Below are 14,198 nucleotides of genomic sequence, written 5' to 3'. Positions count from 1 at the left end.
GCGGCGCACCGGGCGCCGACGCCGGCCGAGCCGCTGGACGGCCCGCTCCGGCCTGAGGGCCGGGGGCCTGCGCCGCGGATGTCCCGGGTCACGGCACGGCGCAGGCGTCCGGGGCGGAGCACCGCCACAGGGTGCGGTAGAGGCCGGGGCGGGCGAGCAGCTCGGCGTGGGTGCCGCGCTGGACGACGTGGCCGGCGTCCAGGACGACGATTTCGTCGATCTCCTCCAGGCCGGTCAGGTCGTGGGTGATGAGCAGGGTGGTGCGGCCCTGCGTGGCGCGCAGCAGGTCGGCGGTGAGCGCGGCGGCGGTGGGCCGGTCCAGGTGGGCGGTGGGCTCGTCCAGGATCATCAGGGCCGGGTCGGCCAGCAGGGCGCGGGCCAGCGCCAGGCGGCGGCGCTCGCCGCCGGACATGCGGGCGCCGCGGGCGCCGACATGGGTGTCCCAGCCGTCGGGCAGCGACTCGATCCACGGCAGCAGCCGGGCGCGGGCGGCGGCGTCGGCCAGTTCGGCGTCACTGGCCTGCGGGCGGGCCAGTTTCAGGTTGTCGCGGACGGTGGCGTCGAAGATGTGCGGGTCCTGGGGGCAGCCGCCGATCAGCCGGCGCACCTGGTCGGAGGCGAAAGCGGTCAGATCGGTGCCGTTGAGGGTGATGGTACCGCCCGCCGGGTCCAGAAAACGCAGCAGCAGGGCGGCCACGGTGCTCTTGCCCGCGCCGCTGGGACCCACCAGCGCGACCCGCTTGCCGGGGGTCAGGTCCAGGTCCAGCCCGTCCAGGACGAGCGGGCCGCCTGGGGTGTAGCGGGCGCGCACGCCGCGCATCCGGACCGTCAGCGGCGGCTCGGGCGGCGGCGCCGGCGACGGCGGCTCGGCGACCGGGTCGGGGGCGTCCAGGACGTCGAGGATGCGGGCGGCGCCCGCCCGGGTCTCGGCGAGCTGGGCGGCCGCGGCGGGCAGCGCGCTCGTGGCCTCGAAGGCGGCCAGCGCGGTCAGCGCCAGCACCGCCAGCGGGACCCGGCCCAGCGTCCCGTCCTCCACCGCGGCGACCCCCAGCAGCAGCACCGCCCACACGGTCAGGCCCGCCGCCAGCGAGGCCAGGGCCGCCCCGGCGGCCTGCACCAGCGCGCCGCGGCGGCTTTGGGCGGTCAGTTCGGCGTCGGCCTCGGCGACGGCGGCCAGCGCCCGGTCCTGGGCGCCGAAGGCGTGCAGCTCGGCCGCCCCGGCCAGGGCGTCCACCACCCGGGCGGAGACGGCGCCGCGGGCCCGGGCGGTGCGGCGCCCGGCGGCGCGGGCCCGGGCCGCCGACAGCGCCGGCAGCAGCGCCCCCGCCACCAGCAGCCCGACCGCCAGCATCCCGGCGGCCGGGGCCAGCAGGAACGCGCAGGCGGCGACCGCCCCGCCGCCGGCCAGCGCGGCGGCGGCCACCGGCACCACCCCGCGCACGAACAGGTCCTGGGTGGAGTCGACGTCGCTGACCAGCCGGGAGAGCAGGTCCCCTGAGCGCAGCGGGCGCAGCCCGGCCGGGGCCAGCCGCGCCAGCCGCCGGTAGATGCGCACCCGCACGTCCCCCAGCACCCGGAACGCCACGTCGTGGGCGGTCAGCCGCTCCAGGTAGCGGAAGACGCCCCGGCTGACGCCCAGCGCCCGCACCATCACCACGGCGATGGTCAGCGCGGTGACCCCGGGGTGCTCGGCGGCCCGCGCGATGAGGAACCCGGAGGCCCCCAGCAGCCCGATACCGGCGGCGGTGGTGGCCGCGCCCAGCACCGCCGCCAGTACCAGCCGCCCGCGCACCGGCCCGGCCGCCGCCAACAGCCACATCAGCGGCCGGCGCCGGCGCACGGAAGTCGAAGCAAGAGCGGTCATGACGTCATCTCCCAAGACGAGAACCCGTCCAGGCGCCCCTCCCGGAGGCGAACCCGGGCCGGCGGCCGCCCACCGGGCTGCGAGGTGCCGGTCGGATGGAGGCCCGGACGGCCGGGGTCACGGCACCGGCTCCCGGGCGGGCAGGCCGGATCCGGCGGCGGGCGCTGCCACGGGCCGCCTCAGCCCGCGGCCGTGCAGGACCAGGACGGGCACGGCGGCGATCGCGACGCCGACGCCGAAGGACGACAGGCCCGCCAGGCGGACCACGCCGGAAGTGGCGGCATGGCCGGTGGCCGACAGCAGCCGGCCGCCGCTTCGGACCAGATCGATCATGATGTCTTCTCCAGGGGTCGGTGCGGCCGCCGGCCGCAGTGGACGGGGTGGGAAACGCCCGGTGGGCGCCAGGACGCCCCGAGGAAAGGCAGCCCGCTCATCACGCCACCGCCAGCGAACGGGACTCCCTCAGCCGGCCCGCCTCGATGTGCACGACGCGGTCGGCGAAGTGCGTCCAGGTCGGGTCGTGGGTGACCAGCACGACGGTGCGCCCGGCGGCCAGGCGGTGCACCGCCTCCTGAACGCCGTGGGCGGTGAGCGGGTCCAGGTGGGCGGTGGGCTCGTCCAGCAGGACCAGCGGGGCGTCGCGCAGGAAGGCGCGGGCCAGGGCGACGCGCTGGCGCTGGCCCGACGACAGGCGGGCGCCGCGTTCGCCGACGTGGGTGTCGTAGCCGTCGGGCAGCGCTTCGATGAACTCGGCCAGCCCGGCCTGGGCGGCGGCGCGGCGGACGTCGGCGGGCGAGGCGCCGGGGCGGCCCAGCCGGATGTTGTCGGCGATGGTCCCGTCGAACAGGTGGGGGTGCTGCGGCACCCAGGAGATCTGCTCGCGCCAGGACTCCACCGGCACGTCGGCGAAGCTCACCGTGCCCGAGGCGGGTTCGGTGAAGCGCAGCAGCAGGCTCAGCAGGGTGCTCTTGCCCGCGCCGCTGGGGCCGACGACGACGATCCGCTCGCCCGGCTCGATGGTCAGCGACGCCTTCTCCAGGGCGGGACGGTCGCGGTCGGGGTAGCGCACGGTCACCTCGTCCAGGACGATCCGGTCGCGCCGCAGGTCCGCCGCGGCGCCGCCGCCGGCCGGGCGCCGCGGCAGCGGGGTGTCCAGCACCTCAAAGGCCCGCTCGGCCGCCGCCACGCCCTCCATGCCGGCGTGGAACTGGGCGCCGACGGCGCGCAGCGGCAGGTACGCCTCCGGCGCCAGGATCAGCACCAGCAGCGCCGTCTCATACGGCACGTCGCCGTTCAGCAGCCGCAGCCCGACCTGGACGGCCACCAGCGCCACCGCCAGCGTGGACAGCAGCTCCAGCACCAGCGCCGACAGGAACGCCACCCGCAGCACCCGCATGGTGATCCGCCGGTGCGCGCCGGTCACCTCGGCGATCACCTGCGCCTGCGCGTCGGCCCGGTTGAACAGCTTCAGCGTCGGCAGCCCTTCGACCACGTCCAGGAAGTGGCCGCCGAGCCGCTGCAGCAGCCGCCACTGGCGTTCGGTGCGGGCCTTGGTGTGCAGGCCCACCAGCACCATGAACACCGGGATCAGCGGCAGCGTCACCGCGATCACCATCGCCGACAGCAGGTCCGCGCCGGCGACCACGGCCAGCACCGCGACCGGGGTGATGCACGCCAGCGCCAGCTGCGGCAGGTAGCGGGCGAAGTAGACGTCCAGGGCGTCCAGGCCGCGGGTGGCGACGGTGGCCACCTCGCCGGCGCGTTTGCCGGCCGTCCACTGCGGCCCCAGGCCCAGCGCGTGCGCGATCAGGCGGCGCCGCAGCAGCGAGCGGACCGTGCCGGCGTAGTGCAGCGCGGCGGCCTCGCCCAGGCCGTGGACGGCGGCGCGGGCCACCACCACCGCCAGCAGCGCGCCGAGGGTCCACCGCAGCTCGCCCGGCCCCCGGCCGTGGAACGCGCCCGCCAGCGCGTGGGCCAGCAGCGCCGCCTGGGCCAGCACCAGGCCGGTGGTGACGGCGCCCAGCACCACGGTGAGGGCCAGGAAGATCCGGGCCGGGCGGGCGTGCCGCAGCAGCCGGGGGTCGAGCGGCTTCATGCGCGGCTCCGCTCCACGGCGTGCTCGGGCTCGTGCGCCTTCGCGGGACGGGCGGGCGCGCCGTCGCCGGAGGGCGCGGGCGGCACGATCGCCTCCCGGGTGAGCCGCTTGCGGAACACCCAGTACGTCCAGGCCTGGTAGGCCAGCACGATCGGGGTGAAGATCACCGCCACCCAGGTCATCACCTTGAGGGTGTAGGGGGTGGAGGCCGCGTTCTCCACGGTCAGGCTGTAGGCGGGGTCGATGGTGGACGGCAGCACCGCCGGCCACAGGTCGCCGAACATGGTCGCCACGGTGGCGACGATGGCGACCGCGGTGCCGGTGAAGGCCCAGCCGTCCCGGCCGCGCAGCGCGGCCGCCACGCCGCCGGCCAGCGCCAGCGCCGCCACCGCGGTGGTGGCCCAGGTCCACGGCACCCCGAACCGCACCCCGGTGATCACCAGGAAGGCCGCGGCGATCGCCACGGTGGGGGCGGCGAGGTACCGGACCGCCCGCCGGGCCTGGTCACGGACGTGGCCGCGGGTCTTCAGCGCCAGGAACACCGCGCCGTGCAGGGTGAACACCGTCAGCGTGGTCAGCCCGCCCAGCAGCGCGTACGGGTTGAGCAGGGTCAGCAGGGTGCCGGTGTAGTGGTGCTGGGCGTCCAGCGGCACGCCCTGCAGGATGTTGGCGAACGCCACGCCCCACAGCAGGGCGGGCACCGCCGACCCCCAGAAGATGGCCAGGTCCCAGTTGCGGCGCCAGCGGTCGCTGTCGACCTTGCCGCGGTACTCGAAGGCCACCCCGCGCACGATCAGCGCCGCGAGGATCAGCAGCAGCGCCAGGTAGAAGCCGCTGAAGAGGCTGGCGTACCACTCGGGGAAGGCGGCGAAGGTGGCGCCGCCGGCCACCAGCAGCCACACCTCGTTGCCGTCCCAGACCGGGCCGATCGTGTTGATCATGACCCGGCGGTCGGTGTCGGAGTGCGCCGCCTTGCGCGGGGCCAGCACCGGCATCAGCACCCCGACCCCGAAGTCGAAGCCCTCCAGCAGGAAGTAGCCGGCCCACAGCACCGCGATCAGCAGGAACCAGACTGTGGTGAGTTCCATCGCTCACTCTCCGCGTCGTCAGTAGGTGAAGGAGGGCATCGGTTCGTCTTCCTTCGGCAGCTCCTCTTCCTTGGGCGGCCCCTGCTTGGCGAAGCGCGTCATCAGCACGCCCGCCACCACGGCCAGCACTCCGTACAGGACGGTGAAGACCGCCAGCGAGACGATCACTTCGGCGCCGCCGACCGTCGGGGAGACGCCGTCGGCGGTGCGCAGCATCCCGTGCACCACCCACGGCTGCCGGCCCATCTCGGTGAAGATCCAGCCGGTGGTGTTGGCCAGGTAGGGCAGCGCGATCCCGATCAGCGCCGCGCGGGTGAACCAGCGGCTGCGCGGGGTGCGGCCGTCGCGGGTCAGCCACAGGCCCCACAGCGCGATCGCGGCGGCCAGCGCCCCGAAGCCGATCATCAGCCGGAAGTTCCAGTAGGTGATCGGGACGACGGGGATGTAGCTGCCGGGGCCGTAGAGGGCCTCGTAGGCGCGCTGCACGTCGTTGATGCCCTCGACCTGGCCGTTGGGGTCGCCGGTGGCCATGAACGACAGCAGGTGCGGGATCCGCAGGCTCCACAGCTCCTCGCGGCCGTCCAGGCTGCCGATGGTGAACAGCGAGAAGGACGCCGGCGCGGAGGTCTCATACAGCGCCTCGGCCGCGGCCATCTTCATCGGCTGCTGCTCGGTCATCACGCGGGCCTGGATGTCGCCGGAGATGAACACGCCGATCGACGCCACCAGCGAGACGATCAGGCCCAGCCGCAGCGCCGGGCGGAACACGTCGGTGTCGCGGTGCTTGTACAGGTACCAGGCGGCGACCCCGGCGATCAGCATGCCGGCGGTGATCAGCGACGCGAAGATGACGTGCGGGTAGGCCGCCAGCGTGGTGGGGTTGGTCAGCACCTCCCAGATGCTGGTCAGCTCGGCCCGCTTGGTGTCGGGGTTGATCCGGTAGCCGACCGGGTGCTGCATCCAGGAGTTGGCGGCGATGATGAAGTAGGCCGACAGCGCGGTGCCGATCGCGAACAGCCAGATGGTGGCCAGGTGCACCGCCGGCTTGAGCTTGTCCCACCCGAAGATCCACAACCCCAGGAAGGTGGACTCCAGGAAGAACGCCAGCAGCCCTTCCATGGCCAGCGGGGCGCCGAACACGTCACCGACGAACCGCGAGTAGTCCGACCAGTTCATGCCGAACTGGAATTCCTGGACGATCCCGGTGACCACGCCCACGGCGAAGTTGATCAGCAGCAGCTTGCCGAAGAACTTGGTCATCCGCAGGTACCGCGGGTCCTTGCGGCGGTACCAGATCGTCTGCATGACCGCCACCAGGGCGGCCAGGCCGATGCTCAGCGGTACGAAGATGAAGTGATAGACGGTTGTGATCCCGAACTGCCATCGGGCTAGGTCCAGGGCGTTCACGGGCTCTCCTCCGGTGGGGCGGGGCACGGATGCGGCCACGCGGTCGAAACCCGGCCCCCCGTTGACGAATCCAGCGATTCCAGACCATCACCGGGCCTGCGCCCACCTCAGGGCCGAAGGTCCATCGCCCGATGGGACCTTCGGCCCTGCCCAGGGGGTCATTCCTCCTGGTCAGAGCGCGTTTTCGCAGGTGGCCGCGCGTGTCGCCGTGACGGACAGTCCGCTTTCGCCACGCTGTGTTTTCAATCACGTTTTCCCAGCTCAACGGCCCTTTCGGGTGACGGAGCTCACCAGCGCATGCGAACCTCCTCGGCCCAGCCGAGCAGCCCGTCGATGGGAACGTCCCGTCCGTCGTCGGTGCGCACCCGCCCGTGGTAGCGGCCGAAGCACTGGTCGGTGCGGTTGGCCAGCAGGACCGCGTTGGTGCGGACGACCCGGTCGTGGAACGGGGTGAAGGTCAAATCGACCTGCTCGCCGTCGGGGGTGCGGATCGTCCAGGGGGCCAGGAAGTCGCCCGGGTCGTAGCGCCACTGCAGCTCCTGGCCGATCTTGGTGAGCCGGCCGTCCACGCACAGGGCGTTCTCGGTGGCGCCGGTGCCCTCGGTCCACTTGCCGCCCAGCTGCAGCCCGACGACGTGGCCGCCGCTACGGCCGGAGGCGGCGCCCCAGTTCCAGGTGATCGAGTGCGGCCAGCGGCCCCTGCCGTGGTCGAGCACGCCCCAGGCGTCCTCGCCGAACTCGTAGGTGGACGAGCCGATCCGCACGGTGCCGGTGGCGGGACGGGCGGTGTGCTTGGCGGTGTACTGAAAGCGCCGGTCGCTCCAGGGGACGACGACGCCCAGCGTCTCGTGCCCGGCGGGCAGCGCCACCTCCAGGTCGGCCTCCAGCGGCCGCCGGTCGGGGGTCAGGCAGCGCGCCCGCAGCCGGGTGCCGCCGGGCAGCGCCGTGATCTCCACGCGGACCTGCCCGCCGGTGGGGCGCTCGGGGCCGACCACCACGTCGGTCGACGGGTCGCCGGGGGTGCCGGCGATGACCGGCGGCAGCGACACCCCGCGCCCGAACGGGACCAGCGCGGTGCGCTCGAACTCAAACCCGCCGTACTCCAGGAAGTAGACGCTGTTGAGGGCCAGGAAGTCCAGGTCGCTGACGGTGACGGCGAGCAGGTGGGTGGGGGTGGTGACGCACCAGTACTCCCAGCGCTTGGTGCGGCCCCAGCCGCGCAGCCGGCAGGTGTGCAGGGGGCGGCGCGTCCAGCCCGCCGCCGCGGGGTTGAGCCGCCCGTCCGGCAGGCACAGCTCGACGGGCTCGGTGATCTCGCGTTCGGTGGTGGACATCGGCTCAGCATAGAAACGGCGATCGCCGGTTTGGCGACACCGTGCCCCCATCTTCTAGATTCGTGTCGGCATGTCGCCGATCCTTCGAGGTGGTCCGTGTTCCTGGCATTGCGCGACCTCCGGTTCGCCCGGGGGCGTTTTGCATTGATGGGCACCGTGGTCGGGTTGATCGCGGTGCTGGCCGTCCTGCTCACCGGCCTGGCCAACGGCCTGGTCAACGACAACGTGTCGGGGCTGCGCAGTCTCCCCGCCACCCACCTGGCCTTCCAGCCGGGCGTGGACGGCAACCTGTTCTCCCGCAGCACGGTCGATCCGGCGCTGGCGCAGCAGTGGGCGAAGGTCCCCGGCGTCCGCGCGGCGACCCCGTACGGCAACACGCTCACCCACGCCAAGGAAGAACGCAGCGGCAAGGATGTGGACGTCGCGGTGTTCGGCGTGGAGCCCGGTTCGTTCATGGCGCCCGAGCCGCTGACCGGCGATCCGCTGGGCAGCCGGGAGGACGGGGTGCTGATCTCCCGCAAGCTGGTGGACGAGGGGCTCAAGATCGGCGACACGCTGGTCGTGGAGCGCAGCGAGGTGCGGCTGCCGATCATCGGCACCATCGGCGATGTCTCCTACGGGCATGTGGCGGTGGCGTACGCGCCGCTGAAGACCTGGCAGCGCATCTACTACGGGCTGCCCGGCGAGCCGCCGCAGGAGGCGTTCAAGGTGGCCACCGCCATCGCCCTGGACGGTGAGCCCGGCGCCGGCGGCCCCAAGGCCGAGGTGCTCAGCCGGGAGGAGTCCTACGGCCAGTCGCCGGGGTACTCCGCCGAGCAGGCCACGATGCAGATGATCCAGTTCTTCCTGTACGTGATCTCGATGTTCGTGGTCGGCGCCTTCTTCGTGGTCTGGACGGTGCAGCGCAAGGACGAGATCGCGCTGGTGCGGGCGCTGGGCGGCTCGGCCGGTTACCTGGTCCGCGACGCCCTCGCCCAGGTGCTGGTGGTGCTGGTGGCCGCCACCGCGGTCGGCACCGCGGTCGGCGCGGGGATGATCGCGCTGCTGCGGCGGGTCGCCCCCGGCATGCCGATCGCCTGGGCGCCCGGCCCGATCGTCACCGCCATGGCGCTGCTGGTGGTGCTGGGCGTGCTGGGCGCGCTGGCGGCGCTGCGCCGCATCACCTCCGTCGATCCGCTGCTCGCCCTGGGAGGCAACCGATGACCGCCACCACCGCCACCACGACCGGGCTGGCCCTGGAGCAGGTCACCTTGGAGTACGGGACGGGCGACACGCTGGTGACCGCGCTGGATGAGGTCACCTTGACCGTGGAGCCCGGGGAGTTCGTCGCGGTCGTCGGCCCGTCGGGGTCGGGCAAGTCCAGCCTGCTGGCCGTGGCGGGCGCGCTGATCCACCCCACCCGGGGCCAGGTGCGCATCGCCGATGTGACCGTCTCCGGCGCCAAGGCCGCCGAGCTGGCGAGGCTGCGCCGCACCCGGATCGGCTACGTCTTCCAAAGCGGCAACCTGCTGGCCTCGCTGACCGCCCGCGACCAGCTGCTGCTGGTGCCGCACCTGTCGGGGCGGATCACCGCCGAGGACCGGGCCCGCGCCGACGAGCTGCTGGAGGCGGTCGGGCTGACCGCCAAGGCCGACCGCCGCCCGCACGAGCTGTCCGGCGGCGAGCGGCAGCGGGTCGGGCTGGCCCGCGCGCTGATGAACCGGCCGGCGGTGCTGCTGGCCGACGAGCCCACCGCGGCGCTGGACCGCCGCCGGGCCCGTGAGATCGTGGCGCTGCTGGCCGCCCAGGCGCACGAGCGCAAGGCCGCCACCGTGATGGTCACCCACGACACCGACCTGCTGGAGGCCGCCGACCGGGTCGTCCACATGCGGGACGGCAAGCTGTCCTGACCTGCGCGCAGAGGAAGTGCATTGCCGAGGATCACCGCCCCGACCGTCGCCGAGCACCGCGCCCGCCGGTACGCCGAGCTGCTGGAGGCGGCCCGGCGGATCGTGCTCGCCGATGGGCCGGAGGCGGTGACTCCGGGCGCGGTCGGCGCCCGCATCGGGCTGGCCCGCTCCAGCGTCTACAAGTACTTCCCCACCTCCCGCGACATCCTGGTGCACCTGCTGGAGGAGATCTTCCAGCGGTGGAACGCCCGGCTCGGCGAGGTGATGGCCGCCCAGGCCGGCCCCGCCGAGCGGGTGACCGCCTACATCCGGACGTTCTTGGAGTTCGCCGGGAGCGAGGAGCACCGCATCGCCGACGCCATCGGCTTTCCCAGCCTGCCGCCGCAGGACGCGGCGCGGATCCGCGTCCTGCACCGGCGGCTGACCGAGCCGCTCTGCCAGGCCCTGATCGAGCTGGGCGACCCGTCCCCGCAGATCACCATGGAGCTGATGGTCGGCACGCTGAACGCCGCCACCCGCCTGATCGCCCAGGGGCATTCCAAGGCGCAGATCACCGCCGCGACCTTGGCGTTCATCCGCCCTCCGGGGACGTGCGGCCGTCCGGAGCGGTGAACCTCATCCAACGCGTTCTTTCCGCAAGCCGCCTGTGGCGGCGCCGGGCTTTCGCCCGTCCGGCGCCCCCGTGCGCCTGCCAAGGCCCGGTGATCAGGCGGGCTTGCGCAGCAGGCCGCCGTACTCGCAGCCGGCCTTGTTGAGCTTGGAGGCGCCTTCGTAGGGCTTCAGCTCTTCGGGGACGGGGGGGCAGCGGCGGCTGGTCGGGGTCGGGGCGCCAGTCGTTGACGTCCACCAGGCCGGGCGCCACCGGCTCCAGTCCCGCCAGCAGGGCCTGGACCTCCTGCGGGCTGCGGGTCTGCCAGGTCAGGCCGTAGGCGCTGAGCTGAGAGTTCATCAAGGCGCGGTGCGCGGGGTCGTCCGAGGTGGCCTGGGTGAAGGCGATGTAGCCGCCCGGGGCGATGCGGTCGATCACGGTCTGCAGGATCCGGCGCGGGTCGTCCTTGTCGGGCAGCATGTGGCCGACCGACAGGAACAGCACCGCCACCGGCTCATCGAAGTCGATCAGCCGCTTGGTCTCCGGGTGGTCGAGGATCTCTTCCACCTGGCGGATGTCGGCTCTGATCACCGTGGTGGAGTCGTCGTCGGCCAGCAGCGCCCGGCCGTGCGCCAGCACGATCGGGTCGATGTCGACGTAAACGACGCGGGAGTCCGGGGCGAACCGCTGGGCGACCTGGTGGACGTTGTTGTCGGTGGGCAGCCCGCAGCCCATGTCGATGAACTGCCTGATTCCCGCCTCGGCCGCCAGGTGGCGCACCACCCGGTACAAAAACAGCCGGTTCTCCCGGGCGGCGTCCAGGGCTTCCGGCAGGTTCTTCAGCATCTGCCGGACGAACTGCCGGTCGGCCTCGTAGTTGTCCTTGCCGCCCAGCATCCAGCCATAACCCCGCGCCGGGGAGGGAATGTCAGTGCGCACTCCTGAGAAAGGCAGCTCCGCAGAGACCATGAAAAGCTCCGATTCTCGGAGGATGTGGAGGGGACTCGGCTCAGAATATCACCGAATCCACTTCCGGGAAGGGCGAATTACCCGCAACAAAAAGACCCTGTTAATCGGACCGAAAATGCAGTTCCGTCTCTTTATGCAACTCCTTGTGACGAACGCATGACCCCGTTCCGGGCGGCGCCCCCAGGGCTTGCGGGCCCGTGAGCCCTCACGAGCCCTGTGAAACGGCGGCGGACGCGCCCCGGCCCCATGCGACACCGGAACAGCCCATATGCGAAGATTGCACGCCGTAGGCGACGGCGGACGAGGAAGCCGGTGCGAGTCCGGCGCGGTCCCGCCACTGTGATCGGCGAGCGGACCCCGATGACGCCACTGCCCGCACGCGGGTGGGAAGGCCGGGGCGAGCGACGACCCGAGAGCCAGGAGACTCACGCAGTCGCCTCCTCAGTCAGATGGGGCGGATCTCCCCATGAGAGGACACGCCGGGCTCCGGCGTGCCGCGGGACTCTCTGGAACGGTCCGTCCCACCGCCTGCCGCGGACGCCGTCGAGGAACGGCCGCCGCGGCCAGTCTCGCAGGAGCGCCAGTGAACCTTGTGCACCGAGCCGGGCGCACCCCGGCCGAACGGCAGCCGGACCCGTCCCTGCCCCACCGCCCGGAGGCGGGGCGTCCCGCCGAGGGGGGCTCATCGCGCACCTTCCGCACCCGCCGGGCATGGCCGCTGGCCACGGCGCTGGTGGCCCTGTCGCTCGTGGCGAGCGCGTGCGGCGGGGACGGCCAGGGGTCGCAGGCGGCCCAAGACGACCGCTGCGTCAAGGAATTCGACGCCTCCAAGGACTACTTCCCGGTCAAGCAGACGATCCGGCACGCCACCAACTTCACCCTGACCTACGCCAAGAACTACCAGGTCGTCACCGTCAAGCAGCCCGCGCCGGGGGCCAAGCCGCAGACCTATGTGCTGGTGCGCTGCGGCACCCCCGCCCCCAAGGCCGAAGGCGAGCTCAAGGACGCGGTGGTGGTCGAAACCCCGGTGCGCACGCTGTTCGCCTCCTCGACCACGCACCTGCCGTTCATCACCGACCTGGGCGTGCTGGACCGGCTCAAGGGCGTGGCCTCCGCCGGGCTGATCACCTCCCCGCAGGTGCGCGAGCGGGTGGCGGCCAAGCAGATCATCGAGTACGCCGACATCACCGGGCAGGAGATCGACACCGAGAAGGTGATCGGCGCCCGTCCGGACGTGCTGATGACCGACGGCAACGACGTGCCCGCCCACCAGACGCTGCGCAACGCCGGCATCAAGATCGTCGCCAACGCCGAGTGGCAGGAGACCAGCGCGCTCGGCCGGGCCGAGTGGATCAAGTTCGTGGCCGCGCTCACCGGCACCGAGGCCAAGGCCACCGAGGTGTTCGACAAGGTCGCCGCCGCCTACCAGGAGCTGGCCGCCAAGGCCAAGCAGGCCGAGCCGGTCTCGGTGCTGCCCGGCCAGATGTTCCAGGGCCAGTGGGCCATCCCCAACGGGGAGAGCTTCATGGCCAAGCTGATCGCCGATGCGGGCGGCACCTACGCCTGGGCCGACACCAAGGGCACCGGCAGCACCAATTTGGACCTGGAGACCGTGCTGTCCAAGGCCCGCGACGCCGAGGTCTGGCTGCCCCAGATGAACGACTGGAAGTCCCTGGAGGACGTCCGCAAGGCCGACCCCCGCTACGCCGAGTTCGCCGCGTTCAAGTCCGGCAAGGTCTGGTCGATGAACAAGGTGCTCGGCCCCGGCGGCGGCAACGACTTCTACGAACGCGGCGTGGGCCGTCCCGACCTGATCCTGGCCGACCTGGTGGCCATCTTGCACCCGGAGTTGATGCCGGGCCACACGTTCACCTTCTACCAGCAGCTCGCCCGTTGACCGAGCCCGCATTCGCCCCGGCCGCCCGCCGCCGCACGGCCGTCATGGCCGTGCTGGCGGCGGCGGTCGCGGTCTCCTTCGTGCTGGCGGTGGCGCTGGGATCCACCACGATCCCGCTCGACCAGGCGGTGGCGGCGCTGCTGCGCCTGGAGAACGCCGACCCCGGCGCGCAGACCATCATCTGGACGGTGCGGCTGCCGCGGGCCATCACCGCGCTGCTGGCCGGGGCGGCGCTGTCGGTGGCCGGGGTGCAGATGCAGACGCTGTTTCGCAACCCGCTGGCCGAGCCCTACATCCTGGGGGTCAGCTCGGGCGCCAGTTTGGGCGTGGCGCTGGTGGTCACCGGGTGGGGCGGGCTGGCCTCCGCCTTCACCGGCGGCGTCGCCGGGCTGGGCCGCGCCGGGATCGTGGTGGCCGCCTCGGCCGGGGCGGCGGCCGTGCTGGGGCTGGTGCTGGCGCTGTCGCGGCGGGTGCGCTCGGTGGTCACGCTGCTGATCATCGGGGTGATGGTGGGCTCGACCACCGCCTCCCTCATCACCTTGCTGCTGGCCTACTCCGACGCCCAGCGCGCCCAGCAGTACCTGGGGTGGAGCCTGGGCAGCTACTCCGGAACCACCTGGGGGGACCTGGCCCTGTTCACACCCGTGTGCACCGCGGCCCTGGCGGCGGCCCTGATGGGCGTCAAGCCTTTGAACGCCATGCTGCTGGGGGAGAACTACGCCCGCACCATGGGCGTGCGGGTGCGCCGGGTCCGCACCGCCACGCTGCTGACGGCGTCGGTGCTGGCCGGTTCGGTCACCGCCTACTGCGGCCCGGTGGCCTTCCTGGGCCTGGCCGTGCCGCACATGGCCAAGCTGCTGCTGGGCACCGCCGACCACCGGGTGCTGATGCCGGCGTCGGTGCTGCTGGGCGGTGCGGTCTCGCTGGTCTGCTGCATCGCCACCCAGGCCCCCGGCAGCGGCGCCGTGCTGCCGCTGAACGCGGTCACCACCGTGCTGGGCGCCCCCGTGGTCATCGCCGTCCTGCTGCGCAGCCGCGCCGCCCAGACCGGATGGGCGGGGTGAGG

Annotated in this window: 12 protein-coding genes and 1 riboswitch; of the genes, 5 read left to right on the top strand and 7 right to left on the bottom strand. The window is 72.9% G+C overall.

Going from position 1 to position 14,198, the window contains the following annotated elements; translation table 11 throughout:
* Nucleotides 1–88 precede the first annotated feature (88 nt).
* The 6 genes from cydC to TCUR_RS01710 form a co-directional block, all read right to left on the bottom strand.
* Nucleotides 89–1,864 carry a thiol reductant ABC exporter subunit CydC gene (gene cydC / locus TCUR_RS01735; protein WP_012850740.1) on the bottom strand — a complete coding sequence of 592 codons (1,776 nt, stop codon included), beginning with the start codon at nt 1,862–1,864 and terminating at the stop codon, nt 89–91.
* A 117-nt stretch (nt 1,865–1,981) separates the two neighbouring features.
* Nucleotides 1,982–2,197 (bottom strand): hypothetical protein, encoded by a 216-nt coding sequence (locus tag TCUR_RS01730; protein ID WP_012850739.1) that lies wholly within the window; start codon nt 2,195–2,197, stop codon nt 1,982–1,984.
* 100 nt (nt 2,198–2,297) lie between these two features.
* Complete coding sequence (cydD, locus tag TCUR_RS01725) at nt 2,298–3,959, bottom strand: thiol reductant ABC exporter subunit CydD (protein ID WP_012850738.1); 1,662 nt, start codon at nt 3,957–3,959, stop codon at nt 2,298–2,300.
* Nucleotides 3,956–5,047, bottom strand: coding sequence for a cytochrome d ubiquinol oxidase subunit II (gene cydB, locus TCUR_RS01720; protein ID WP_012850737.1), 1,092 nt, complete (start codon nt 5,045–5,047; stop codon nt 3,956–3,958). The genes cydD and cydB overlap by 4 nt, the downstream gene beginning before the upstream one ends.
* Nucleotides 5,048–5,065: 18 nt before the next feature.
* Complete coding sequence (locus tag TCUR_RS01715; RefSeq protein WP_012850736.1) at nt 5,066–6,454, bottom strand: cytochrome ubiquinol oxidase subunit I; 1,389 nt, start codon at nt 6,452–6,454, stop codon at nt 5,066–5,068.
* A 287-nt stretch (nt 6,455–6,741) separates the two neighbouring features.
* A complete protein-coding gene (locus tag TCUR_RS01710) occupies nt 6,742–7,788 on the bottom strand; it encodes a DUF2804 domain-containing protein (RefSeq protein WP_012850735.1) in 1,047 nt (348 codons plus the stop codon).
* Nucleotides 7,789–7,935: 147 nt separating this feature from the next.
* Here TCUR_RS01710 and TCUR_RS01705 point away from each other — a divergent pair, with 147 nt between their 5' ends.
* From TCUR_RS01705 to TCUR_RS01695, 3 genes are read left to right on the top strand one after another with little or no spacing between them, the layout of a single operon-like run.
* Nucleotides 7,936–8,991, top strand: a complete 1,056-nt coding sequence (locus TCUR_RS01705; RefSeq protein ID WP_245536955.1) for an ABC transporter permease — start codon at nt 7,936–7,938, stop codon at nt 8,989–8,991.
* Nucleotides 8,988–9,677, top strand: coding sequence for an ABC transporter ATP-binding protein (locus TCUR_RS01700; protein ID WP_012850733.1), 690 nt, complete (start codon nt 8,988–8,990; stop codon nt 9,675–9,677). Before TCUR_RS01705 ends, TCUR_RS01700 begins: the two co-directional genes overlap by 4 nt.
* Nucleotides 9,678–9,698: 21 nt before the next feature.
* Nucleotides 9,699–10,289, top strand: a complete 591-nt coding sequence (locus TCUR_RS01695; protein WP_012850732.1) for a TetR/AcrR family transcriptional regulator — start codon at nt 9,699–9,701, stop codon at nt 10,287–10,289.
* Here the strand turns inward: TCUR_RS01695 and TCUR_RS01690 are convergent.
* Nucleotides 10,249–11,205, bottom strand: a complete 957-nt coding sequence (locus tag TCUR_RS01690; RefSeq protein ID WP_245536954.1) for an SAM-dependent methyltransferase — start codon at nt 11,203–11,205, stop codon at nt 10,249–10,251. The two genes, TCUR_RS01695 and TCUR_RS01690, sit on opposite strands and share 41 nt — an antisense overlap.
* 292 nt (nt 11,206–11,497) lie before the next feature.
* Nucleotides 11,498–11,682, top strand: a riboswitch (cobalamin riboswitch).
* A 136-nt stretch (nt 11,683–11,818) separates the two neighbouring features.
* Here TCUR_RS01690 and TCUR_RS01685 point away from each other — a divergent pair.
* Nucleotides 11,819–13,132 carry an ABC transporter substrate-binding protein gene (locus tag TCUR_RS01685; RefSeq protein WP_012850730.1) on the top strand — a complete coding sequence of 438 codons (1,314 nt, stop codon included), beginning with the start codon at nt 11,819–11,821 and terminating at the stop codon, nt 13,130–13,132.
* Entirely contained in the window at nt 13,129–14,196 is a 1,068-nt protein-coding gene (locus TCUR_RS01680) for a FecCD family ABC transporter permease (RefSeq protein WP_012850729.1), read from the top strand. Before TCUR_RS01685 ends, TCUR_RS01680 begins: the two co-directional genes overlap by 4 nt.
* Nucleotides 14,197–14,198 lie beyond the last annotated feature (2 nt).

Origin of the sequence: Thermomonospora curvata DSM 43183 (assembly GCF_000024385.1) — a bacterium.
Taxonomy (GTDB): Bacteria; Actinomycetota; Actinomycetes; order Streptosporangiales; family Streptosporangiaceae; genus Thermomonospora; species Thermomonospora curvata.
Note: the sequence above shows the minus strand (reverse complement) of the source record. Positions and strands in the feature narration are given on the sequence as shown.